The sequence below is a fragment of the Corynebacterium singulare genome (assembly GCF_000833575.1).
GTDB classification, from domain to species: Bacteria; Actinomycetota; Actinomycetes; order Mycobacteriales; family Mycobacteriaceae; genus Corynebacterium; species Corynebacterium singulare.
Map to the genome: position 1 here is coordinate 758,767 of NZ_CP010827.1, position 23,844 is coordinate 782,610.

Annotated in this window: 24 protein-coding genes; 19 read left to right on the forward strand and 5 right to left on the reverse strand. The window is 60.6% G+C overall.

All coding sequences use genetic code 11. The features are described 5' to 3' along the window. The first annotated feature begins 9 nt into the window (after positions 1 to 9). On the forward strand, positions 10 to 1,377 hold the full coding sequence (locus CSING_RS03545) for a phosphomannomutase/phosphoglucomutase (RefSeq protein WP_042529770.1): 1,368 nt from the start codon (positions 10 to 12) through the stop codon (positions 1,375 to 1,377). A 194-nt stretch (positions 1,378 to 1,571) separates the two neighbouring features. Here CSING_RS03545 and CSING_RS03550 read toward each other — a convergent pair whose 3' ends face one another. Beyond that, positions 1,572 to 2,927, reverse strand: coding sequence for an FAD-dependent oxidoreductase (locus CSING_RS03550; protein ID WP_042529772.1), 1,356 nt, complete (start codon positions 2,925 to 2,927; stop codon positions 1,572 to 1,574). Positions 2,928 to 3,158: 231 nt separating this feature from the next. On the opposite strand from CSING_RS03550, the gene CSING_RS03555 reads away from it, so the two are divergent. From CSING_RS03555 to CSING_RS03570, 4 genes are read left to right on the forward strand one after another with little or no spacing between them, the layout of a single operon-like run. Beyond that, entirely contained in the window at positions 3,159 to 4,829 is a 1,671-nt protein-coding gene (locus CSING_RS03555) for a nitrite/sulfite reductase (RefSeq protein WP_042529774.1), read from the forward strand. Next, positions 4,826 to 5,077, forward strand: a complete 252-nt coding sequence (locus tag CSING_RS03560; protein ID WP_042529776.1) for a hypothetical protein — start codon at positions 4,826 to 4,828, stop codon at positions 5,075 to 5,077. The genes CSING_RS03555 and CSING_RS03560 overlap by 4 nt, the downstream gene beginning before the upstream one ends. A 22-nt stretch (positions 5,078 to 5,099) precedes the next feature. After that, a complete protein-coding gene (locus CSING_RS03565; protein ID WP_042529778.1) occupies positions 5,100 to 5,777 on the forward strand; it encodes a sirohydrochlorin chelatase in 678 nt (225 codons plus the stop codon). Further along, positions 5,770 to 6,744, forward strand: coding sequence for a sulfite exporter TauE/SafE family protein (locus CSING_RS03570; RefSeq protein WP_042529780.1), 975 nt, complete (start codon positions 5,770 to 5,772; stop codon positions 6,742 to 6,744). Before CSING_RS03565 ends, CSING_RS03570 begins: the two co-directional genes overlap by 8 nt. On the opposite strand, the gene cobA is transcribed toward CSING_RS03570, so the two are convergent. Beyond that, a complete protein-coding gene (gene cobA, locus CSING_RS03575) occupies positions 6,741 to 7,469 on the reverse strand; it encodes a uroporphyrinogen-III C-methyltransferase (RefSeq protein ID WP_052471374.1) in 729 nt (242 codons plus the stop codon). The genes CSING_RS03570 and cobA overlap by 4 nt on opposite strands. A gap of 29 nt (positions 7,470 to 7,498) precedes the next feature. Between cobA and CSING_RS03580 the strand changes: the two genes are divergently transcribed. Next, positions 7,499 to 8,452: an exopolyphosphatase gene (locus CSING_RS03580; RefSeq protein ID WP_236684024.1), complete on the forward strand. Its 954-nt coding sequence runs from the start codon at positions 7,499 to 7,501 to the stop codon at positions 8,450 to 8,452. Positions 8,453 to 8,461: 9 nt separating this feature from the next. Further along, positions 8,462 to 9,691, forward strand: a complete 1,230-nt coding sequence (gene manA / locus CSING_RS03585; RefSeq protein ID WP_042529785.1) for a mannose-6-phosphate isomerase, class I — start codon at positions 8,462 to 8,464, stop codon at positions 9,689 to 9,691. A gap of 63 nt (positions 9,692 to 9,754) precedes the next feature. Here the strand turns inward: manA and CSING_RS03590 are convergent, their stop codons facing one another. Next, positions 9,755 to 10,804 carry a hypothetical protein gene (locus CSING_RS03590; protein ID WP_052471375.1) on the reverse strand — a complete coding sequence of 350 codons (1,050 nt, stop codon included), beginning with the start codon at positions 10,802 to 10,804 and terminating at the stop codon, positions 9,755 to 9,757. A 327-nt stretch (positions 10,805 to 11,131) separates the two neighbouring features. Between CSING_RS03590 and CSING_RS03595 the strand changes: the two genes are divergently transcribed. The 7 genes from CSING_RS03595 to hpf all read left to right on the forward strand — a co-directional run bounded on the left by CSING_RS03595 (position 11,132) and on the right by hpf (position 17,939). Further along, a complete protein-coding gene (locus CSING_RS03595) occupies positions 11,132 to 11,485 on the forward strand; it encodes a DUF4259 domain-containing protein (protein ID WP_042529787.1) in 354 nt (117 codons plus the stop codon). Between the two features lie 21 nt (positions 11,486 to 11,506). Then, the gene (locus CSING_RS03600; protein WP_042529789.1) at positions 11,507 to 12,127 is read left to right on the forward strand and encodes a dTMP kinase; all 621 of its coding nucleotides are present in this window, start codon (positions 11,507 to 11,509) and stop codon (positions 12,125 to 12,127) included. A gap of 1 nt (position 12,128) precedes the next feature. Continuing rightward, entirely contained in the window at positions 12,129 to 12,815 is a 687-nt protein-coding gene (mtrA, locus tag CSING_RS03605; protein WP_042529791.1) for an MtrAB system response regulator MtrA, read from the forward strand. 69 nt (positions 12,816 to 12,884) lie between these two features. After that, positions 12,885 to 14,672 carry an MtrAB system histidine kinase MtrB gene (mtrB, locus tag CSING_RS03610; protein ID WP_456062134.1) on the forward strand — a complete coding sequence of 596 codons (1,788 nt, stop codon included), beginning with the start codon at positions 12,885 to 12,887 and terminating at the stop codon, positions 14,670 to 14,672. Continuing rightward, the gene (lpqB, locus tag CSING_RS03615; RefSeq protein ID WP_042529793.1) at positions 14,669 to 16,378 is read left to right on the forward strand and encodes an MtrAB system accessory lipoprotein LpqB; all 1,710 of its coding nucleotides are present in this window, start codon (positions 14,669 to 14,671) and stop codon (positions 16,376 to 16,378) included. The genes mtrB and lpqB overlap by 4 nt, the downstream gene beginning before the upstream one ends. Positions 16,379 to 16,437: 59 nt before the next feature. Further along, positions 16,438 to 17,118, forward strand: coding sequence for a ComF family protein (locus tag CSING_RS03620; protein ID WP_236684025.1), 681 nt, complete (start codon positions 16,438 to 16,440; stop codon positions 17,116 to 17,118). A 170-nt stretch (positions 17,119 to 17,288) separates the two neighbouring features. Beyond that, positions 17,289 to 17,939 (forward strand): ribosome hibernation-promoting factor, HPF/YfiA family, encoded by a 651-nt coding sequence (gene hpf / locus CSING_RS03625; protein ID WP_042529795.1) that lies wholly within the window; start codon positions 17,289 to 17,291, stop codon positions 17,937 to 17,939. Positions 17,940 to 18,065: 126 nt separating this feature from the next. Here the strand turns inward: hpf and CSING_RS03630 are convergent, their stop codons facing one another. Next, positions 18,066 to 18,371, reverse strand: a complete 306-nt coding sequence (locus tag CSING_RS03630) for a hypothetical protein (protein WP_042529796.1) — start codon at positions 18,369 to 18,371, stop codon at positions 18,066 to 18,068. Positions 18,372 to 18,636: 265 nt separating this feature from the next. Between CSING_RS03630 and secA the strand changes: the two genes are divergently transcribed. Both secA and CSING_RS03640 read left to right on the forward strand, forming a co-directional pair. After that, positions 18,637 to 21,222, forward strand: a complete 2,586-nt coding sequence (gene secA / locus CSING_RS03635) for a preprotein translocase subunit SecA (RefSeq protein WP_042529799.1) — start codon at positions 18,637 to 18,639, stop codon at positions 21,220 to 21,222. 127 nt (positions 21,223 to 21,349) lie between these two features. Further along, complete coding sequence (locus CSING_RS03640) at positions 21,350 to 21,733, forward strand: hypothetical protein (protein WP_042529801.1); 384 nt, start codon at positions 21,350 to 21,352, stop codon at positions 21,731 to 21,733. A 59-nt stretch (positions 21,734 to 21,792) separates the two neighbouring features. On the opposite strand, the gene CSING_RS03645 is transcribed toward CSING_RS03640, so the two are convergent. Further along, positions 21,793 to 22,179 carry a hypothetical protein gene (locus tag CSING_RS03645; protein WP_236684026.1) on the reverse strand — a complete coding sequence of 129 codons (387 nt, stop codon included), beginning with the start codon at positions 22,177 to 22,179 and terminating at the stop codon, positions 21,793 to 21,795. Positions 22,180 to 22,430: 251 nt separating this feature from the next. On the opposite strand from CSING_RS03645, the gene CSING_RS03650 reads away from it, so the two are divergent. From CSING_RS03650 to CSING_RS03660, 3 genes are all read left to right on the forward strand, one after another. Continuing rightward, on the forward strand, positions 22,431 to 22,841 hold the full coding sequence (locus tag CSING_RS03650) for an HAD-IA family hydrolase (RefSeq protein WP_042529806.1): 411 nt from the start codon (positions 22,431 to 22,433) through the stop codon (positions 22,839 to 22,841). Positions 22,842 to 22,853: 12 nt separating this feature from the next. Next, positions 22,854 to 23,363, forward strand: coding sequence for a DUF6912 family protein (locus CSING_RS03655; RefSeq protein WP_201773982.1), 510 nt, complete (start codon positions 22,854 to 22,856; stop codon positions 23,361 to 23,363). 87 nt (positions 23,364 to 23,450) lie between these two features. After that, positions 23,451 to 23,825: a hypothetical protein gene (locus CSING_RS03660; protein ID WP_042529810.1), complete on the forward strand. Its 375-nt coding sequence runs from the start codon at positions 23,451 to 23,453 to the stop codon at positions 23,823 to 23,825. Positions 23,826 to 23,844: the final 19 nt, after the last annotated feature.

Sequence of the window (23,844 nt, forward strand, 5' to 3'; positions counted from 1 at the left end):
TTGTGGGCTATGCGAACTCGTGAACAGCTCAATGCAGTGATTAAAGCCTATGACGTCCGCGGCGTTGTGGGCGAGGATATCGACGAAACTTTCGTGCGCGATACTGGCGCGGCCTATGCTGCGATTCTCCGCGGTGAAGGTGAGAGTACCGTAGCGGTGGGCCATGACATGCGCCCATCCTCCCCACAGCTGGCTGCTGCCTTCGCTGAGGGTGCCGCCGGCCAAGGCGTCAACGTCATCATGCTGGGACTGACCTCCACCGATGAGCTCTACTTTGCAGCTGGTGACCTGAACTGTGCGGGGGCAATGTTTACCGCCTCGCACAACCCGGCTAAATACAACGGCATCAAGCTGTGCCGCGCGGGAGCGGTGCCGGTGGGCCAGGAGACTGGTTTGGAGCAGATCAAGGACATGCTGATCGACGGCACGCCGGCCTTCGATGGCGAGCCTGGCTCCATTGCCAAGCGTGAAGTGCTGGGTGACTATGCAGCTTTCCTCCGCGGTCTGGTCCCGTTGGAAAACTCGCGCCCACTCGTCGTGGCTGTCGACGCCGCTAACGGAATGGGCGGCCACACCGTCCCAGCAGTGTTTGAGGGACTGCCTTTTGACGTGCGTGATCTGTACTTTGAACTGGACGGAACCTTCCCCAACCATGAGGCCAATCCGCTGGATCCGAAGAACTTGGTAGATCTGCAGAAGTTCACTGTCGAGCAAAAGGCGGATATCGGCCTTGCCTTCGACGGTGACGCGGACCGATGCTTTGTCGTGGATGAGAAGGGTCAGCCGGTTTCGCCGTCTGCAATCTGTGCGTTGGTGGCTGAGCGCTACCTAGATAAGTTCCCCGGCGCCACGGTCATCCACAATCTCATTACGTCGAAGACGGTTCCGGAACTCATCGCAGAGAAGGGTGGCACAGCGGTGCGCACTCGCGTGGGGCACTCCTTCATTAAGGCACAGATGGCTGAGCACCAGGCGGTCTTTGGTGGTGAGCACTCGGCTCATTATTACTTCCAGGAATTCTGGAATGCAGATTCCGGCATGCTTGCGGCTATGCACGTGCTGGCAGCGCTGGGTGAGCAGGATAAGCCGCTGAGCGAGCTCATGGCGCAGTACTCGCGCTACGAGGCCTCCGGTGAGATCAATTCCACGGTGGAGGACCAGAAGGCGGCAACGCAGCGCGTGCTCGATGAGCTGGCGGACAAGATTGAGTCCGTCGACGAACTCGATGGTGTCACCGTTGAGCTGAAGGGGACCGATGCTTGGTTCAATGTGCGGGCCTCTAACACGGAGCCGCTGCTGCGGCTCAACGTTGAAGCCAAGACCGAGGACGAGGTTCAGGCCATCGTCGACGAGGTACTGGGCATTATCCGCGCCTAGCGCGAGGGCATGAGCCTTCACGCGCAGTCCTTGAGACAAGAACTGCCCTAACTGACGAGCTTCTCCGCGTCAATTGTGGCGGAGGCGAGAGTTTCGTCAGATAGGGCAGTTTTAGTTCGGGTACGGCCGTAGCGTTGGTGGAGAGGGGGCTGGCGAAGGAGGCTGGGCTGTGGGCCCATCCTTGAGACAGCAGCCTAGTCGCCGCGCGAGTTGAGAACCATCTCTTCCCACTCGACAAACTTCTTGCGCTCGCGGCCCTCGGCCTCACCCAAAGCGCGCTCGGCGGCGTCGAGCTTCTTCCAGCCTTCCCAGGTCAGGTGTTCGAGTCCCTTGGACTCGAAGAGGTCGACGATGTCCTCGTCACGGGAGTGGGAGAGGTTGCCCGCTTCGGCGTCATCAAGCAGCATGCCGATGGTCTCCGTCGCATCGGACTTGGTGTTACCGATAAGCCCCACCGGACCGCGCTTGATCCAGCCGGTGGTGTAAAGGCCCGGCACGATGGTGCCGTCGAGATCAATGACGTGGCCACCGTCATTGTTAATGACGTTCTTCTGTGCATTGAAAGGCACGCCGTCGATGGCATCGGAGCGGTAGCCCACCGCCAGGTAGACGGCCTGTGCCGGCCACTCGGTGAACTTGCCGGTGCCGGACACGGAACCGTCGCCGTTGAGCGCGGTACGTTCGGTCTTCACGGCCGTGACCTTGCCGTTCTCCCCGATGAACTCCACCGGTTGCTCAAAGAGGTGGATCTGCAGGGTGTGCGGCGCATCCTTGGGCTCACGGATGGCGTAGCCCTCGAGGGTCTGGCACACGAGGTCGCAGGACTTTGCTTCCTCGCGGGCCTTGAGGGAGGCCTCGTCGTAGTCGATGTCCTCCGGGTCCACCACCACGTTGATGGTGGGGGAGTGGTCGAGTTCTTTGAGCTCCAGCGGGGTGAACTTGGCCTGGGCCGGACCGCGGCGGCCGAAGACGCGCACGGTGGTGGCCTGGTTCTTGGCCAGAGACTCGTAGACGTTATCCGAAATCTCGGTGGATTCCTTGAGCTCGTCACCGGTCTTGGCCAGGATTCGGGCGACGTCAAGGCCCACGTTGCCCACACCAATGACGGCAACTTCTTCGGCGGAGAGATCCCAGGAGCGCTCGAAGCGCGGGTTGCCGTCGTAGAAGCCGACGAACTCACCGGCGCCGTGTACGCCTTCGAGATCAGAACCGGGGATGGACATGCCAAGGTCGCCGACGGCGCCGGTGGCGAAGACGATGGCGTCGTAGTACTCCTCCAGCTCAGCCACGGTGACATCGCGGCCGACGGTGATGTTGGACAGCAGTCGAATCTGTTCGCTATCGAGCACACGGTGCAGAGAGTTGACGATTCCCTTAATGCGCGGGTGGTCTGGGGCCACGCCGTAGCGGATGAGGCCGAATGGTGCTGGCATCTGCTCGATGAGATCGATCTGAACGTTGCCGCCGGTCTTCTTAATCAAGATATCGGAGGCGTAAATGCCGGCCGGGCCGGCACCAATGACGGCTACTTTCAGGGGCTGCTGGGTCATGGATGGCCTTTCGGAGTGTTGTGCTAACTAACGAAAGCTTAGGTCTTAAACAAGCGTGGGGTTTATTGAACCGGCTTGTCTGCTCAAGGGCAACTGTGCCTAATTACATTCGGAGAACATTGTGGCATAGACGCAGCGTGCTTTGCATATTGCCGCGAAAATAAAAAAGACTGCTTTGTCTGTTCTGCCTAGACCGGTAGGTTTTCACTATCCGACGAAAGGCAGCAGACTATGACCACCGCCACAAAGCGACCGGCCCGCGCGAAGAAGCCCGAAGGACAGTGGAAGATTGACGGCACCTCCCCGCTTAATGCTGACGAGGAGATTAAGCAGGACGATGAGGCGCTCGCTGTGCGTCAGCGCGTCATTGACATCTACTCCAAGGAAGGCTTTTCCTCGATTCCCGCGGAGGATCTTGCCCCGCGCTTTAAGTGGCTCGGTCTCTACACCCAGCGCAACCAGAACTTGGGCGGAGAGATGACCTCCAAGCTTAGTAACGCCGAGCTGCAGGACGAGTACTTCATGATGCGCGTGCGCTTTGATGGTGGCTGCGCCGACCCCGCCAAGTTGCGTGCGGTGGGAGAGATTTCTCGTGATTATGCCCGCTCCACTGCGGATTTCACCGACCGCCAGAACATCCAGCTGCACTGGATTCAGATTGAGGATGTCCCCACCATCTGGGAGAAGCTGCGCTCCGTGGGTCTGGACACCTTGCTGGGCTGCGGTGATGTCCCTCGCGTTATTCTTGGCTCTCCGGTCGCTGGTGTGGCCGCCGATGAGATCATTGATGCCACTCCGGCCATCGAGGAGATTAAGAACGACTACCTCTTGCGCGATGAGTTCCACAACCTCCCGCGCAAGTTCAAGAGCGCTATTTCCGGTAATGCTCGCCAGGACGTTACCCATGAGATCCAGGATGTGGCCTTCGTCGGCACCGAACATCCCGAATACGGTCCTGGTTTCGACTGCTTCGTCGGCGGCGGTCTGTCCACCAATCCGATGCTCTCACAGTCCCTCGGCGCGTGGATTCCGCTTGAGCGCGTGCCCGAGGTCTGGGCCGGCGTGGCTCGCATCTTCCGCGACTACGGCTTCCGCCGCAACCGCAACCGCGCCCGCCTGAAGTTCCTGGTGGCGCAGTGGGGAATTGAGAAGTTCCGCCAAGTGCTGGAGGACGAGTACTTGGATGAGCCGCTTCTCGACGGCCACCCCCTCCCCATCGCACCCGGCAACCGCGACCATGTAGGTGTGCACCGCCAACAGGATGGCAAGTTCTACGTCGGCGTGAAACCAACCGTGGGCCACGCCACGGGTGAGCAGCTCATTGCTATTGCAGATGTGGCCGAAAAGTTCGGCATTACCCGCATTCGCACCACTCCGATGAAGGAGCTCCTCTTCCTTGATGTGGAGGAAAAAGACATCCCGGAGCTGTCTCGTGCACTCGATGAGACGGGCTTGTACTCGCAGCCCTCAGAGTTCCGCCGCGGTGTCATTTCTTGCACCGGCCTGGAGTTCTGCAAGTTGGCGCACGTGACCACCAAGGCCCGCGCTATCGAGCTTGTTGACATTCTCGAAGACACCCTGGGTGATCTGGATGTGCCAATCTCCATTGCCCTCAACGGCTGCCCGAACGCCTGCGCCCGTTCGCAGGTCTCTGACATTGGCCTCAAAGGCCAGATCGTCACCGATGCCGACGGCAACCGAGTCGAAGGTTTCCAGGTGCATCTCGGTGGCGCGCTGGGGCTGTCCCCGGACTGGGGCCGCAAGCTGCGTGGACACAAGGTCATTGCTGATGAAGTTCCGGAGTATGTCATCCGGCTGGTGAATAAGTACAAGGAGCAGCGCGAAGAAGGCGAAGAGTTCCGCCACTGGGTCCTGCGCGCCGAGGAGGAGGACCTGCAGTGAACTTCCGCCGCCAGCCCAACCCAAACCGCAATCATCCGGCCTATTGCCCCTACTGCGCCGGCACGGATCTCTTCCCCAATGAGGAAGATGACTTTGCCTGGAAGTGCCAGGAGTGCTTGCGCATCTTCTCGCTGCGATTCCACGGTCAGGATGATGCCCCGGTAGCCCCTGCACCGGCGCTCTCTGCGAACGAGGCGCTCAAGCGCTCCTTGGCTCGCCGCGGCCACTCCACCGCGCCTAAGGACTAAAGACTGAAGAAGGAGGGCCGCCATGACCGCATTGATTACCCTGTCACACGGCTCGCGCCACCCTGAGGCCGCGTCAAGCGTGGAGGCCTTGACCCGCGCTGCGGGGGTGCTCACCGGCGTGCCTGCTGTGGCAGCGCATCTGGAGTTCAACACTCCAACTCTGGAGGCCGCAGCTCAGGGCTTGGCTGCGCGCGGTGAGCGGGAGGCAGTCGTCGTGCCATTGCTGTTCACCGAGGGCTATCACCAGCGGGTGGACGTTCCCGCCGCGCTCGACAGCGCCTCCGCGTCGTCCGGGCTCATCCTTCACCGAGGACGGGGGCTCGGTACCGGTGAGGACATGGCCCAACTGCTGGCTACGCGAGTTCCCGAGGAAGCCAGCAAAGTCGTGGTGTACTCCGTCGGTTCTTCTGATGAGGGAGCCATTGCCGCGGTGGCCGAACTCGCGCGCCGCGTGGGCGAGATTGCCGGGTGTGAATGCTCTGCAGCCTATGCCACGGGTCCTAAGGCCGCCGCCGAGCAGAACCTTTCACCGCGCGAGCATGGGGAGGTTGTCGTGCCGTTATTTGTTAGCCCTGGACTCTTGCTTGACCGCCTTGATGGTGGCTTGACCACGGCTTCGCAACGTCAGGTGCTCCCGCCGCTTGGGACAGCCCTTGCGGAGATTGTCTCCCAGCGCTATCAGGAGGTGGCCCATGCGTAGTCTCATACTTATCGCTCTCGCGGGGGCTGCGGCGCAGCTTGTCGACGGCGGCATTGGCATGGGCTTCGGCGTCACCTCCACCACCATTCTGCTGCTCGCGGGCTTGGGTCCGGCCACGGCCTCCGCCGTGGTGCATACCTCCGAGCTGGGCACGACGCTCGTCTCTGGAATCAGTCACTGGCGCTTTGGCAATGTGCATTGGCCAACGGTATTCAAGCTGGGCGTCCCCGGAGGAATCTCAGCCTTCCTGGGTGCGACATTACTGTCGAATCTGTCGCTCGAAGCGGCAGCTCCCGTCACCTCGGCCATCCTCGTCATCATGGGCATCAATCTGGTGTGGCGTTTTTCTCAGCCGCGTCGGAAGAAGCCCCCGACAGCCCGCTCGCATTCCACGCCTTTCCTCGCCGGTCTTGGCGTGGTTGGCGGCTTCGTCGATGCCTCCGGTGGCGGTGGTTGGGGCCCACTCTCCACCTCGACGCTCATGGCGGTAGGCCGCGAGCAGCCCCGCCGCATCGTCGGCACGGTCAACACCGCTGAGTTTCTTGTTACTTTCGGTGCGACCGCAGGGTTCATTATCGGCCTCTGGGAACAAATCGTGGCCAATGCCGCGGCCGTTGTGGCACTGCTGATCGGTGGCACCATCACCGCGCCGATCGCGGCGTGGCTCATCTCGCGTGTGAACCCCACAGTGCTGGGCGGGCTTGTGGGCACTGCCATCGTCACGCTCAACGTGCCTAGAGCCCTGGACTGGGCGCTGCCGCATCCGGCCATCCTTGGTCTTCAAATCGCGGCGCTCGTCGTGGGCGTGGGCCTCTCCGTGTGGGCGAGCAGGCGCCGCACCCGCCGTGAGCGTGAGGGGAATCAGGACGGCCGTCACGCACCGGCGCGCGGCGGTAGCCGAGTTGTGGTTTCTTCAGAGCCAGAAGCTGCCGAATCAACGGCACCGGTGGGTGTCAACGCTGACTAAAGCCCAGCAACCTCGCCGATGACGATGACGGCCGGCGGGGCCACCGCTTTGTCCACCATCGTGGAACCAAGCGTGGAGAGCTCGCAGCTAAAAACGCGCTCCTCAGCGAGGGAGCCTTCTTGGATGATGCGCACGGGGGTGTGGGGCGGGAGGGAGGCGTCGATAAGCGCTGCGGCAATGGCTGCGGCATTCTTCACCCCCATGATGACGGACAGGGTTGCTCCCGACTGTGCCAAGGCGGCCCAATCCACCAGTGACTTCGGATGGCCCGGCGGGAGGTGGCCGGAAACCACGGTGAGAGCATGGACCATGCCGCGATGCGTGACCGGGGTGCCCGCCAGTGCCGGCACGGCCACGGCCGAGGTGACGCCGGGGATAACCTCCACGGTAATACCCGCGTCCGTGAGTGCTGTGAGCTCCTCAAAGCCGCGTCCGAAGACATACGGATCCCCGCCCTTGAGGCGCACCACGCGGCGGCCTGCTCGAGCCTGTTCAATGAGGATCTCGTTGATGCGCTCCTGAGCCACCTGCTTGCGGTAGGGGATCTTGGAGACGTCGATAAGCTCCTTGGCGTCAATGTCACACAACCGATCCAGTTGCGCGGTAGGGCCGAGATGATCCGCCACAATAACGTCTGCGGCCTGCAGAGCGTGCATGCCGCGCACGGTGATGAGGTCCCACGCGCCCGGGCCGCCGCCGACAAGGACTACCGGATGAATGCTCATGGCCACTCATCCTAGCTATGCTCGGGCTCATGACTTCCTATGACCCCGAAACCGTGCGCTTCTTCGACGTTGCCCACGAAGGAGCCCAAGCCCGTGTCGTGGCCTCTGCTGTGCCCGACCTCGCTCGAGTCCTGGGTGGAATGCGCCCGCGGTCGCTCGTCATCCTTGCCGCAGACCAGATTTCGCGAGCCGCCGCGCACGTGGCCGTGGGCCTAGCCGAGCCAGCGGATGTGCCCATCGTGGTCAGTGAGTCTTTGCCGCGTTTTACAGGCGCACTGGATGTTGTCGTTGTAGCAGGGGAGAGCCTGTGGGCAGAGCGCGCGCTCCATGATGCAGCGCGGCGCGGCGCAACCACCGTGCTTGTCGACGTCCTAGAGGACCCACCTGAAGACACCATCGTGATCGATGCTCTGCCCACAACAGAAGGAGTCTCCCCAGTACGAGCTATCACCGCGCTCCACGCGGTGCAGGCAGTACTGAGCGAAGACCCAGAGTTGGTGGCACGCCGTCTCGACGACGTTGCAGACGCAATCGACCGCGAGATTGACGCGCTGTCCCCGCACCGCGATGCCACCACCAACCCTGGGCGAGCCCTGCGTGAGTTCGCGGAGGGCGGGCGCGTCGTTCACAGCAGCGGGGTGGACCCCTATGGTTTCTCGGACGAACGCACCCGCGTGGACCTCGGTGCGCTCGTTGCCCGCATGGCAGGCGCACTCTGGTCAGTTCATGGCCTCGGCGGCACCGTCGTGGATGCGGAAGGCGTGGGGCCACTTCTTAAGGACGCGCCGACAGATATCTTCTACGACCCGTTTGAGGACGAGGAGCCTTTGGTACCCTTGAAAATTGTTTTATGGGGCCAGGAAGAGGCGAACCTGCCCCATTCCTTCGCTGCAGCGAGCGCCGACCCCGACTGTGGAGATGTGGCTCGCGCGCTGCAGTTGATTACGCGGAGTTATGCCGCGACCGCCTATGACGTGAAATAGAGGATGTCAATGAAGCTGCTTGAGAGCGCTGCCCGCAATTACTCCTGGGGTTCGCGCACGCTGATACCGAACCTATTAGGCGAACCAGAGACTCAGAGCCCTGTTGCTGAGCTGTGGTTCGGCGCACACCCCGCGGATCCCTCAACGATTGATGGCGAACGACTCGACGGCATTATCGCTGCCGACCCAGAAAGCCACGTAGGCCCGCGAGTGACGGCTGACTACGGCGAGAAGCTCCCCTTCCTCCTGAAGATCCTCGCCGCAGCGGAACCGCTGTCACTGCAGGCACACCCGTCCAAGGTCCAGGCCGAAGAAGGCTTTGCCCGAGAGAACGAGGCCGGAATTGACCTGACCGCCTCCAACCGCAACTACAAGGATGACAACCACAAGCCGGAGCTCATCGTGGCGCTCACGGAGTTCTACGCCATGGCGGGCTTTCGTCCACTGGAACAGACTCGTCGCCTCTTTGCCGCGCTGGACTGCCCAGAGCTCGACCACTACGTGAGCATGCTGGCGGACGATCCCGCGGCCGAAAGTGATAACCTCCGCGCCCTGTTCACAACGTGGATCACCATTCCCGGTGCCAAGCGCAAGGAACTTATTAACGCCGTGGTCGCTGCCGGTGAGCGCCTTCGTGAACACGCTGCTGGCGACGAGTGGATGCGCACGGTCATGGACACCGTGGCTCAGCTCAACGAGCAGTACCCGGGTGATATCGGCGTTCTGGGCGCACTGTTGCTCAATCACTTGGTACTGCAGCCAGGTGAAGCGATCTACCTCAACGCCGGTGAGCTGCACGCCTACGTCTCCGGCTTGGGCGTAGAAATTATGGCTAACTCCGACAATGTGCTCCGAGGCGGCCTCACCCCGAAGTTCGTGGATGTTCCGGAATTGGTGAAGGTCCTGACTTATTCCGCCGCGGAGGACCCGCGCGTGGCGCAGGTAGACAAGTCGGGCCAAGACAACGTTCTCGGCGCCCAGGCGTGGTCATACCCGGTACCAATTGAGGAATTTGCCCTCGACCGCGTAGAGCTTTCCGGTGAGGACTCCGTGGACGTGGATTTCGACGGCCCCGTTATTGTGCTGTGCACATCCGGTGTGGCAGCTCTCAGCAACGAGCAGGGCGACAGCATTGAGCTGACCGCCGGTCATGCTGCGTGGCTTCCGGCACATGACCCTGCCGCCACAATCCGCGCTGTGGAAGGTAAGAGCGCGCAGGTGTTCGTCGCGCGAGTGTAGGCCCGATCACATGACCACCCAAGCTCGTGGAGCTTGGGTGGTCATGTTTATGCGCTGGGTGCTTTAGGGAGCGTCAGCGGTGCTGCCAGACAGCTCGGCTGGAGAGGAGGGCATCTCTGGAATTTCCGCAGAGTCTTCCTCGACAGGAGTCGTACCCTCCGGGGAGTCCTCGGACGTTGTGTCACGTGGGCTGGGGGATGGGCCAAGAGAGGCAGTCTGGACGGATGGCTCCTCGGCGGCGGGCCTGTCGTCGGTAGGAGCTGCCGGAGTCGGGGCCTCGTTGGTGTGAGAAGCTTCCTGCTCGAGGGCGTTGGCGAGCTGAGCCAGCTCCTCGGATTCCCTTCGAGCTGCCTCTTCTTGTGCCTTCTTCTCCGCGTCAGTTGGTTCGTTAAACCCTGCACCGTCGCGTGGCTCTTCCCTGGGCTTTGGTGCTTCTGGAGTCCATCCTGCAGGTTGTGGGGTTGGGTTGTCGCGGTGTGGGGCATCCGCATCGCTCGGCGCCTGAGTGTGCTCTGGCACGTGGGACGGCTGCGGAGCAGGGGAGGCCTGCGGCCCGCTATCACGTGAGTCGGAGTCATCCTGGTGATTCTCGTGCGCGTCCTGCGGGGAGGCGGTGTGCGGCGCTGGCTGGGCTGTGGGCTCCGAACCCGGGGTGACCTTCTGGGTGGACTCTGGGGAAGGAGCGGCAGACGAGGGTGCTGTGGATTGATCTGCGGGCAGCGGGGTTAGCGGGTAGTTGCTTTCAGTTCTCTGATCCTGCGGTTGCTGATTGTTCAGTGCGGACACGTTGTCAGGGCGGTAAACCGCCGTCGGGCGGGCCGGCTCCGTGCGGTTGAAAACTGCATTGGGTGCCAAGTACGGGTCATCCGCGGGAGCGGCAATCTGCGCCTGCGAAGACTTTGGTTGTGGGGCAGAGGCAGTGGTCGTGTAGGAATGCTCCGCGGACGAGGATGTCGTCGTAGTGACGGAGGCGCTGGTCCCAGCGGTCGCCGCCGAGGGCTCCGTTAAAACAGACTCCGGAGCGCTCATCTGCCAGACCGCAATGCCAATGGCCACCGCGCACAGGAGACCCGCCGCCACAAAAGCGAGGACGCGGCGTGGGGTGCTGGTCATGCTGGGGTCTCCTTTCCGCGCAGAAGGTCACAAGTCGGTAACAACGATAGCATGAAAACCAGCGCAGCTGGTGGTTCCCCTTTCGGCGCCCACATGTGCACAGGATTTTGCCAGGAAAAGGTCGTTTGGCATCGTCCACACGGCCCAGTGTCGTGGCCCTAGACACGGTACGGTGAAGACTAGCGTGACACGGTCTAAAGAATGGTAAAACGTGGGTAAGAGACCTCCCTCGAGGCGAGGAGTGCTGTCGCCCACCACCCCCACAGTTACAGATTTCAGCATCAAGCACCAAGTATGAACAAGCACTAGGTATTAAGGAGAAAACCAATGAGCTCATGGGACGAAGACATCTTCACTGACGAGGCTAACGTCGACTTCCTCGACGAACTGTCGGACCTCGAAGACGACGATATCGTGGCTGCGGTGGATGATGCCTGTGCGCTTGCGGTCTCCGGGGAGGACCAGACCGACGAGGAACAACGCAACGCTCTGGCGGCTGCCACCATCGCTGCAATTTGGGCTGGCGCCCCGTTTAGTGCTGGTGACGTGGTGGAGGACTATCCCTTCATTCGCGAGCTTGCGGGATCCGGTAGCGAGAACCTCAATGAGCATGCTGTGGAGTTGCTTGAAAGCGTAGAAGAGGACTACGACCTCGAGGCTTTCATCGAGGCGCTGTCGTAGTTTTAGAGGTTTTCTACCAGTATGCTGATCAGTATTGAAGGTATCGACGGCGCCGGCAAGAACACCGTTACCCAGCGTCTGTGCGAAGAGCTTGACTGCGCGGTTGAGGTCCTGAGCTTCCCGCGCTATGAGGATTCCATCCATGCACAGCTCGCGCAGCAGGCGCTGTACGGCAATATGGGAGACCTCACCGATTCTGCCTATGGCATGGCCACGCTTTTTGCCTTGGATCGATTGGGGGCGAAGGAGCAGCTGATTGCCGCAGCTGAGGACACATCGTCCCTTCTCATCCTTGATCGTTATGTGGCCTCCAATGCGGCATATTCGGCTGCCCGAGTGGGTGAGGAGGCCGTCGTTCAGTGGATTTATGACCTAGAGTTTGAACGTTTCGGCCTGCCTGTCCCTCAGCTGCAGATTTTCCTCGATACGGACGTGGCAGTGGCCGGTCAGCGCGCGGTCACCCGGGCGGCGGAGGACGGAACCCGGTCCCGTGACCGCTATGAGCGCGATGCTGGGCTTCAAGCCCGTACGGCCGCTGCCTACCGGCGATTGGCAGATCAGAAGTGGGCAGGGCGGTGGATCGCCACCGCGGATGCCGATATGATTATTCAATCTGTCAAGGACCTTGTAGGAGAACAGTAACGTGGCACCGAAAATCTTGGTCGTGGATGATGACCCGGCAATTGCCGAAATGCTCACCATCGTGCTCGAAGCCGAAGGCTTGGAGCCTATCGCTGTCAATGACGGCAATGAGGCCATTCCTGCCTTCCACGCACACGACCCTGATCTGATCTTGCTGGACCTCATGCTGCCGGGCATGAACGGTGTGGATATCTGCCGCGCCATCCGCACGGAATCTTCGGTACCCATCGTGATGCTCACTGCAAAAACGGACACCGTTGATGTTGTGTTGGGCCTCGAGTCTGGCGCCGATGATTACATCACTAAGCCTTTCAAGCCCAAGGAGCTGATCGCTCGCATCCGCGCACGTTTGCGCCGCACGGATTCTTCTTCTGGTGAAATGATTGAGGTGGGGGACCTGCTTATCGATGTCCCCGAACACACCGTCACTCGCAAGGGCGGTGAGGAGATTTCCCTGACGCCCCTGGAATTCGACCTCCTGCTCGAAATGGCCCGCAAGCCCGGTCAGGTGCATACCCGTGAAGCGTTGTTGGAGTCCGTGTGGGGTTACCGCCACGCTTCGGATACGCGTCTGGTGAATGTGCACGTGCAGCGACTGCGCGCCAAGATCGAGCACGATCCGGAAGATCCACGCATCGTTCTCACTGTGCGCGGCGTGGGATACAAGACCGGAAAAATCGGCGAGTAAAGGACAGCCGTTATTTTTGTTGGGTTGAGACGCGTCAAGGACGGCGTCGTCGAGCGCTGGCGCACATCCCTGCAGACCCGCGTTATCGGCATGATTCTCGTGGCCTCCGCAGTGGTCATGCTGTTCTTGGCGTATGCGCTGGTCTCCGTGCTGACACAGCAGCTGGTGAGCCAGAAGGAAGACACTGCGCTGCAGGAGCTTGAGCGTGCCCGCGTGGCCGTTGAACAGCAGATTGATGCGACTGGTACGGCGAACTCAACCCAGGTTCGCATCAACTCGGCGCGTGCGGCACTGGGGCAAATGTCAGCGCAGCAAAATGATGCGCAGGCGGTCTATGAGCCGGTTGTCGTCGTCGACAACTCCGACGGCACTGCCACAACCTCCCCAGAGGGCTACCGCATTCCAGAGGGGATGCGCGAGCTCGTCGGCCGTGGGCAGATTGTGCAGCAATACGCCACCGTGGACCAGCAGTCAGGCGCCACCTATAACGCGCTCATGGTGGGCACACCTATCGAGTGCGATATCCCCAACACGCAGGTGTACCTTGTGCTCTCGATGGAGTCCGAGGAGTCCACAATGGCGTTGATGCGCGGTTTGCTCTCCGCAGCCGGGGTGGTCGTTGTGGTGCTGCTTGTAGGTATTGCGTGGCTGGCTACCCAGCAGGTCATTACCCCAATTCGGTCAGCATCCCGCATTGCACAGCGTCTGGCCGCTGGGCATCTGCGTGAGCGCATGGTGGTGAATTCTGATGATGAAATGGGCCGCCTTGCTTCCTCCTTTAACGACATGGCGGACAAGCTGTCTAAACAGATTGCGCAGTTGGAGGAATACGGCGACTTGCAACGCCAGTTCACGTCCGATGTATCGCACGAGCTGCGTACTCCGCTGACGACGGTGCGCATGGCTGCGGACGTCATCGCTGCCGACGCTGATGATTTCAATCCTTATACCAAGCGCTCGACCGAGCTTCTCATCAAGGAGTTGGACCGGTTTGAGGAACTCCTGGCGGATCTGTTGGAGATCTCTCGCCATGATGCCGGCGTTGCAGATTTGTCGACGGCATCCATTGACATTCGCTCCTGCATCGATTCCGCTATGAGCCAGGTTGAGCACCTTGCGGAAGAACTGGGAGTCGAGGTTCGCGTCAACGCCCCAGGAGAGGCTGTGACCGTGGAATGCGATTCACGTCGCGTTGAGCGTATTTTGCGCAACCTTTTGGCCAACGCCATCGACCACTCTGAGGGTAATCCTGTCACGGTGGACGTCGCTGCGACTGATGACGCCGTCGGAATCGCCGTGACAGACTCCGGAGTGGGCCTGAAAGAGGGGCAAGAGGAGCTCGTGTTCAATCGTTTTTGGCGTGCGGATTCTTCACGCAAGCGCCACTCCGGTGGTACTGGCCTGGGCTTGGCTATTGCGCGTGAGGATGCCGTATTGCATGGCGGCACTCTGGATGCGACAGGATACTTGGGCGTGGGTTCGCGTTTCCGACTCATCCTCCCGCGCACTCCAGGTCACAAGATAGAGTCCGAGCCTATTGCTTTGGTGGTACCGGGAGCACCGAGCCCGGACCAGATTCACGCAGATGAGCAAGCTGCTTTGCCCTCCGGTTTCAGTGCTGAAAGCGTGGGCGTAGCGAGCGTAGGAGACGGCATGGGAATGGTGGGAAACACTGTTACCGTCGACGCCGCATTCCGAGACGGCGGCGCCACTGCGTCACAGAGCACGACCACCGGGGATGACGCCGGCATCGTGTGGCCCTCGGAACGTGAGTCCCGAGCCGCTGCCGCTATGGACTCGGAGACTCCCTTCAACCAGGAGCGCGTTGCCGACTTCGACGAGGAGGCCCAGCGATGACCCCCGCTCGCCGTGTTCTCGCTGTTCTCAGCTGTATCTCACTGAGCACTCTCGTGGGCTGCTCTACGCTGCCGCACGACACCGACCCCCAGGTGATAGGCACCTTTGAACCACACGAACGGGTCGAGGATGCCGTCGTAGAACCGCGTACCGATAGCGACCCGGATCTTTTGATCCGTGATTTCTATTCCGCGGCGGCGATCCCCACTAGCAACTACGCCGCCGCACGCACCTTCCTGGCCTCCGACATTGCTGACACATGGGATCCTACGAGTACGGTCCTTGTCGTGGATTCCATCGATCTGGTGACCTCCAAGATGGACGATGGTGTGTTGGAGTATTCGGTGCGCGGCAACATCATCGGCCGCCTCGCCGATGGCGGTGCCTATGTTCCCGATAACTCGCGCATTGAGGCCACCGTCCGCCTGAGCCAATTTGATGGTCAGTGGCGGATTACGGATCTGCCCACTGGTGCGGTTATCGAGCGCACCGAGTTGCGCAACCGTTATCGCCCTCAGTCGTTGTATTTCTATGACGTCACCCAGCGCGTGCTCGTCGCTGATAGGCGGTGGCTCTACACAGGTAAGGATTCCATCGCCGCTGAGCTCGTGACGCTGCTGCTCCAGGGGGCATCCTCCGATATCTCGCCGGCCATTTCCACGCTGGTTCCTAAGGACGCCACCTTCCTGGGGATCAACGACGGGGTGTATGAGTTCAGCGGCATGTCAGGAATGTCGCAGGAGGAACGCCTCAAGTTCGCAGCCCAGTTGGTGTGGACGCTCAACAATGCGGAAGTGGCTAGCACTGTGCGGGCCACCATCGACGGCAGCCCCATGGTTGATGGCATGGAGGAGATGACCATCGATGACTTCGCGGAGTTTAACCCGGAAGTCGCGGCGCAATCCGTGGCCAAGCTCTATGCGGTCAATGATGGCTCACTTCTTGACATCACCGCGGACGGGCCCACCGAGCTCGCTGGCCCAACTGGCGAGATCAGCGATATTCAATCCGCCGACATCTCAGATGAGGGATTAGTGGCGGCCATACGCAAGCGTTCCGAGAACGAGTCACAGCTATTTATGGGCGAGCTCGACCACAACCTTGGTGATTCTGTCACGGGCAAAACGCTTGCCCGCCCCACGTTCGAAATGGGCGGTCAAGTGGCATGGACCGTCATCGACGGCGAACATGTCGTTCGCGTGACGCGGTCTCCGGCTACTGGTGAACTGAGCACGTCTGAGGTGGATACCTCGGCTCTCGATAGCATTGATGGCGAGATCTCCGTCATCCGCCTATCCACTACGGGGGCGCGTATCGCCATGATTATCGACGGCAGCATCTACACTGGCGTCGTTGCTCGTGCGACCTCGGGAGAGCGGCGCATTGTCAATGTCCACCAGGTCGGCCCTGAGCTCACTGGCTCGGCGCTCTCGTTGGAATGGCAAGCTGATGGCTCACTGCTGGTAGGCACGTCAGCCTCGAGCTCGCCGGTATGGCGTGTGGAGCAGGATGGATCTGCTGCCACCACGTTGCCGACGGGTAACATCACTGCTCCCGTGGTCGCGGTGGCAGCGTCGCCGTCGACGCTGTATGTCACCGACACCCACGCGACTTTGCAGATGCCCGCAGGTGGCTCGGAGAGCTCCTACTGGCGTGAGGTCGATGGTTTGCGCGGCGTGCGGTCCTCACCGATTGTCCCGCGTTAAGCTTCGCTTCGGCAGTCTCACCACAGCAACGTCGCGTCGTCACGGCTACTGTAGGCGCTATGCCGAAGAACTGGGGGATGGGGGAGCTGGCCGCCTCGCTCGTGGAACTCGTCCTACCGCGTCCCTGTGCCGGCTGCGGCGCAGCGACTGAAGCGGGAGGGGTGCTCTGTGGTGCTTGCCAGGAGCATCTGCGCCACGTTCCGCGCCGGGTGGAACGGCCGATTCCACTGGGCTTTCCCGCGTGGGCGTTGGGGCCCTATTCGGATACGCGCCGTGGCGTCATCATTGCGATGAAAGAACGCGGTAATCAGGCGGTGCGCAGGCACGTCGGTGCGGTGCTGGCGGCGGGGATCGAGTATCTGCGTGCGCGTGGCGATATTCCAGAGACGGCCGTGTTGGTGCCCGCGCCGACTCGGGCTTCCTCGGCGCGTCAGCGAGGGGGAGATCCCGTTACCGCGATGTGTGAGGCGGCTGAGGCACGCCTGCCGGGTTGGCGGACGGTGGTCGCCCTGGCCACGGCAGAATCAAGCGCAGACCAGTCGGAGCTTACGGCAGGGGAGCGTGCCGACAATATGCGATCGGCAGTGCTGTTGCGTCCCTGTGCGCAGCAGCTGCGAGGGCGTGCGGTGCTGCTTGTCGACGATGTCGTGACCACCGGTGCCACCCTACGCGCGAGTGCAGCGCGGGTGAGGGCCGTCGGGGGTGACGTGGTCGGCGCGATTGTGCTGGCAGATGCGTAAGGGGAGGCGTCGACAAGCACGTGCCGAGGGGGCCGGTGGATCCGTTGGTTATGACCAGTGGTAGCATGAGGGGTGTCACAGGGAAGCGGGCACGAAGCCTTCATCACAGGCCTTGGATAGTCCGCAGAATGTGCGTCATTCAGTCCCCACGAGTAAAGGGAGGCATTTACATGTCCCAGCAGACCAACGCTCAAATCACCATCACGGGCCGCAACGTGGAAGTTCCGGAACACTTCCAGGAGCGCGTCGCGGACAAGCTGGCCAAGATTGAGCGCCTTGATCCGACTCTGACGTTCTTCCATGTGGAGCTGCAGCACGAGCCTAACCCCCGCCGCGAATCTCAGGCTAACCGTCTACAGATCACCGCTACCGGCAAGGGTCACATCGCCCGCGCTGAGGCCAAGGAAGATTCCTTCTACGCCGCCCTCGAGACGGCGTTGGGTAAGATGGAGCGCTCCCTGCGCAAGGTGAAGGTACGCCGTGAGAACGTGAAATCCGGCCACCGCGCACCGAAGAGCACCGGCCAGCTCGCCGCCGAGATGGTGGCGGAAGCTGAAGCCTCCAAGGCTGCCAAGGAAGATCGCTACATCGATCCCTACGCAGAGACCGTTGAGGATGTTCGCCCAGGCCAGATCGTGCGCTTCAAGGAGCACCCGGCCACCCCGATGTCCGTCGATGATGCCCTCAGCGAGATGGAGCTGGTGGGACACGACTTCTACCTCTTCGTTAACGAGGAGAACAACAAGCCATCCGTGGTGTACCGTCGCCACGCCTTTGACTACGGCCTCATCTCCCTGACTGAGGAGAACGAAGAGAGCTAAGCTCTCGTGCCTTCCCGTCTAGTTGCGTAAGTCAAGCGCATACTGGTCGCCGAAGAGCCAAAGGCCCTCGCTGCACTGTGGACTGTGCGGCGAGGGCCTTCTTGCTCTGTACTGATAGGCGGATTCCTAGAGGGAGAATTGGCTCGATAGGCGGACTTCTTGCTCGGCCACGAATTGGAGTGGAATCAGCGCGATAGCTAGCGGGGCGACGATGAGCAAATCCGTGCCGAAGTTTTCGGTTGGATGCGTGTTAGGGGCGTGAGAGCTTTTAGCGATTTCTAATGCTCCGGTCATAATGGTGCTATAGAGCCACATGGCACTTCCGCCTTGTGGGGCATCGTCTTCGGCAGCAAAGGCGGCAGGGGCGGTGAGCGTGCTGACCGCCAGGGCGGTGGAGGTGGCTGCGGCTACGGCAAACCTGGAAAGCTTCATGGTTTAGTCCTTTTCGTGTAGGGCGTGGAGTGGACATTCCTCGGGACGAAGCGAGAGGAGCAAGATGAACATCGTTCACCTTTGTTAAGGAAATCGTTGTCCTCCACGGAATCGTTAACAGGGGGAACTGAGTGAACGTCGAACTCGCGGTGGAGTGAGGCAGTGTAGAGAGACTTTGGGCTAGCCCTGCAGCGAGGCTTAAAAGCTAGTGAGTACAATGGCGACGAGTTAACTATATTGTCGCGACAAGAAGGACTATCTAGACGTGTTTGGACTTTCCAAGCTGCTCCGCGCCGGTGAGGGACGCACCGTGAAGCGCCTAGCCAAAATGGCTGATGATGTTATTGCCCTCGAAGAAGACTTTGGCAAGCTCACGGATGATGAGCTGAAGGCGAAGACTGACGAGTTTAAGGAGCGCCTGGATAAGGGCGAGAAGCTCAACGACATTCTGCTTGAGGCCTTCGCCACCGTGCGCGAGGCTGCATGGCGTGTGCTGGACCAGAAGCACTACAAGGTTCAGATCATGGGTGGTGCTGCTCTGCACTTCGGCAACGTTGCTGAGATGCGCACCGGTGAGGGTAAGACCCTCACCTCGCTGCTGCCGGCTTACCTCAACGCGCTTGAGGGCAAGGGCGTGCACATCGTGACTGTCAACGACTACCTGGCTAAGCGTGACGCCGAAATGATGGGTCGTGTGCACCGCTGGCTCGGTCTCTCCGTTGGCGTCATCCTTTCTGAGATGCGCCCAGCGGAGCGTAAGGAAGCCTACAACTGCGATATCACCTACGGCACCAACAACGAGCTGGGCTTTGACTACCTGCGCGACAACATGGTCCGCTCGCTCGATGACACTGTGCAGCGCGGCCACAACTACTGCATCGTCGATGAGGTGGACTCCATCCTGATCGATGAGGCCCGTACCCCGCTCATTATTTCCGGCCCAGTTGATGGCTCTTCCCAGTTCTACAGCGTCTTCTCCCAGCTCGCTCCGAAGATGCGTGAAGGCATCCACTACGAGGTGGACCACAAGAAGCGCACCATTGGTGTGCTGGAGGACGGTGTTGAGTTCGTCGAGGATCAGCTTGGCATCGACAACCTATATGCCCCAGAGCACTCCCAGTTGGTGTCCTACCTCAATAATGCTCTCAAGGCTAAAGAACTTTTCACCCGCGATAAGGACTACATTGTCCGCAACGGCGAGGTCATGATCGTCGATGGCTTCACTGGCCGTGTGCTGGCTGGCCGCCGCTACAACGAGGGAATGCACCAGGCTATCGAGGCCAAGGAGCAGGTGGAGATCAAGAATGAGAACCAGACTCTGGCCACCGTTACCCTCCAGAACTACTTCCGTCTGTACAACAAGATTTCCGGCATGACCGGTACCGCCGAGACCGAAGCAGCCGAGCTGCACTCGATCTACGGCCTGGATGTTGTGCCGATTCCGACCAACAAGCCGAATCAGCGTGCTGACCGCGCTGACCGCATTTACAAGACTCAGGAAGCTAAGTTCGCCGCAGTGGTGGATGACATTGCTGAGCACGTTGAGTCTGGTCAGCCGGTTCTGGTGGGTACCACCTCGGTGGAGCGTTCGGAGTACTTGTCGCAGCTTCTGAGCAAGCGCGGCATCAAGCACTCCGTGCTGAACGCAAAGCACCACGAAGAAGAAGGCCAGATCGTTGCTCGTGCTGGTCGCCCTGGCGCCGTCACCGTGGCCACCAACATGGCCGGCCGTGGTACCGATATCGTGCTGGGTGGCAACCCGGAAGTCATCCTGGATGAGAAGCTGCGCGAACGTGGCCTCGATCCTTTCGAGGATGAAGAAAAGTACCAAGAGGCCTGGGACGCCGAGATTGACGCGGAGAAGGAGCACTCTAAGAAGCTGGGTGACCAGGTCCGCGAAGCCGGTGGTCTCTATGTGCTGGGTACCGAGCGTCACGAGTCGCGCCGTATTGATAACCAGCTGCGTGGTCGTTCCGGCCGTCAGGGTGACCCGGGTGAGACCCGCTTCTACCTGTCCATGCGTGATGAGCTGATGGTGCGCTTCGTGGGTCAGTCCATGGAGAACATGATGAATCGTCTCAATGTGCCGGACGATGTTCCGATTGAGGCCAAGATGGTTTCCAACTCCATCAAGGGCGCTCAGGCACAGGTGGAGAACCAGAACTTTGAGATGCGTAAGAACGTGCTCAAGTACGATGAGGTCCTCAACGAGCAGCGCAAGGTTGTCTACGCCACCCGTCACGATATTCTCGATTCTGGTGACATTAAGGACAACATCCGCACGATGATCGATGACACCGTCTCGGCCTATGTGGCCGGCGCAACTGCCACCGGATACGTGGAGGACTGGAACCTCGATGAGTTGTGGAACGCGTTGGACTCGCTGTACGGTCCCACCATGTCGCACGAATCCCTCGTGGAGGGGTCCGCGTATGGTTCGGCAGGTGAGCTTTCTGCAGAGCAGTTGCGTGACGCTTTGCTTGCCGACGCCAACAAGGAGTACGACAAGCTGGAAGACGCCGTCATTGCCATCGGCGGTGAGAACCAGATGCGTAACACTGAGCGCATGATCATCCTCCCGATCATCGACCAGAAGTGGCGTGAGCACCTCTACGAGATGGATTACCTCAAGGAAGGCATTGGTCTGCGTGCCATGGCGCAGCGCGATCCACTGGTTGAGTACCAGAAGGAGGGCGGCGATATGTTCAATGCGATGAACGACGGCGTGAAGGAAGAAACCGTGCGCCAGCTGTTCATGTTGCGCAAGCAGTTCAAGGCTCAGGAAGAAGCTAACGCCGCTGAAGCAGGCGAGGCAGCCGGCGCAGAAAACGCTGGTCAGGCCGAGGCTTAAGAAGGGGCATACAGTACCCTGTGAGGGCGCTGCGGGGTTACCTCCCCGTGGCGCCTTTTCATTGGAAGCACTTAGTTATATACTGTCAGAATCTTATTCATTTCGTGCCTCGGAGGTTCGTTTCACCATGCGCCGCTTGTCTCTGCGAGTAGGTTTGTCCGTCTTTGCCTCCGCCACCCTTCTGGGCGGCGGCGCGGTTGCTTCTGCCTTTGAGGCAGCTCCGGAGGAGCAGTGCCACCTGTCCTCCGTTCTGGGCTCGGAGGGCAGTGCCGAGGCTGAGGGCTCTTCCGTTCTGGACGGTATGAGCTCCTCCGCGGCGGCCGCTTCTCAGTGCGGCACTGCCGCTGATGCGCCAGTCAAGGCTGGCTCTTCCGCTGCGGCTCCGGCCACGGGTGCTGCCACCCAGGCCACCATGTTCGGTGGCATCAGCTTGGCGCTCATCAGCGCATCCGCAGCCTTCGCCGGCATCGATTGGACGCCGATCCTCATCAAGCTGGGGTCCTGGTTCTAAGACCTAGGGTCTCTAGGGGATAGAGCCCTATGCTGGTGCCGCGTGGGGAGGAGAGCGCATCAGAGCTGGGTTCGCGGGCCGACGGAGAGCATCCGGAATGATTGCAGCTGCCTGCCCGCAGCAGCGCCTGTAAACGCGCGCTGCTGACCACCAATCACGGCGGAGCCGAAGTATTCTCCGTTCTCGCGCGCATGTAAACTGCTGAGCGCTATGCGCCCTCGGCTTTCATCGGCGGGCAGCGCCTTTTTCCACGCACGGATATGAGTTGAAATCTCCGGAGCGAAGCGGCTGTTGTTGAGGTGACTGAGCGGGCGCAGTGACGCGGCGACCTCCAACACAATAACGACGAGTCCACGAACCTCTTCGCGTGTGGCGAGATCACCAGCAGTTGGCTGGCGGTCATAGCGGATACGCTGAGGAGCGACATAAAGCTGTAGGTGGCTCATGCCGGGGATGGGGACATACACAGTTTCTCTGACCTTCCCAGCGGTGAGCAGCGCAGGGACAAAAGGGGAGCAAGCTGGACGCCCCCTCATTGTGCCATGCTGGTGCGGTGGCTGGCCACTGATGTATGCGGTGAGTGAAGGGGTGACGACGCACTGGGAGTTGCAGTAGGCGGTGGGAGCAGTGGAGCTGTATGTTCGCTATACTTTCGGACGATATACACAGCTCAACGCGAAGGGTGAAGATAGAGACTATGCGTGGACTCATCGTCGATTTTGTAGGTGTGCTGGATGGCACCGAGGAAGACGTCAAGCGCTGGCGTGCGCTGTTTGCTGCCGCCAAGGCCAATGGCGTGGCCACCGCTATTCTCTCCAACGATCCGGGCGGCCCAGGCGCGGAGCACATCCGCGAGTGGGAATACCGTGGAATCGTGGATGCGGTCATCCTTTCCGGAGAAGTCGGTGCAGAGAAGCCGGACCGTGCTGCGTTCCAGGCCGCGGCGGATGCCATCGATTTGCCAATTAATGACTGCGTCATGGTGGATGATTCCATCGTCAACGTGCGCGCTGCCGTTGAGAACGGCATGGTGGGCATGCTCTACACGGTCTTCGACCGCACCAGCGTTGAGGTTCAAGCCGTCTTCGATATTGAGGGTGAGTTCTAAATGTCCTCGGACGTGCGTGTCTTCCTGCCTGCCACCTTTGCCATGCTCGCTGAGCTAGAAGAAACCGGGCAGCTTGCTGCCCGCAGCGGGTGGGGGTTCATGGTCACCCCGGCGCTCCGCGAGTTTTACACCGAGGGTGGCGACGAAGAAGAGATTGCATACTCAGCCTTCCTAGAAGCTTCCATGGCCTCGCTGCGTCTTTTAGCTATCGGAGACGAGGAGAAATTCCCGCACCGCCGAGTTGTTATCTCCGTGGACGTTGATGAATCCGTGGTGACGCCGAAGCCTGACATGGGTGAGCCGGTTGTCGCGCTGAATCCGGCCGTCATTACCAAGGACAACCTGCAGGCTATCCACGTCGACATCGAAGAATCTGAAGCGGCCACAGCGAAAGCGATCGAAGCTATCGATAGCGCTGACCTCGGTGACGAAGACGCAGAGCTTGCCGTTGGTGATGCTCTGGATAATTTCATGGCTTTCTATGACCCGACGGAGCTGCCCTTCCTCGTTGAGCTGCTGTAGGACCGGCCCTGTCCTCACCTATTTTTCCCTGAGCCATGCCTCCCTGCAGGGCTCTCTTGTTCGAGTGTTTTAAGGAGTACCACCACCATGAAGGCATCCCGCCTGACCACCCTCGTCGCTGCCGCTGCTGTGTCGGTTGCTGCTGTCGCTGTTCCGACTGCCAGCGCCCAGGAGGCTCCCACTCCCGTCGAAACCGCAGTTGACACCACTGCAGAAGCTGTTGCCACCACTGCAGGAGCTACCGCAGAGACCACGACTGACGCTGACAAGCTGATTGACGCTGACGAGCTGACTGAGCCGGATCCGAACATCGCTGAGCAGCCCACAACACCGTGGCTGCGCATCCTCGAGGGATCCTCCGCTGGGCCAGTGGGCGTCATTATCACGATTCTGTTCGGCATCATCAGCCTGGGGATGGCTGCTTACCAGCAGTTTGGGGAATATCTGCCCAAGCTGGGCTAATTACTGATAGTCTGCTTGA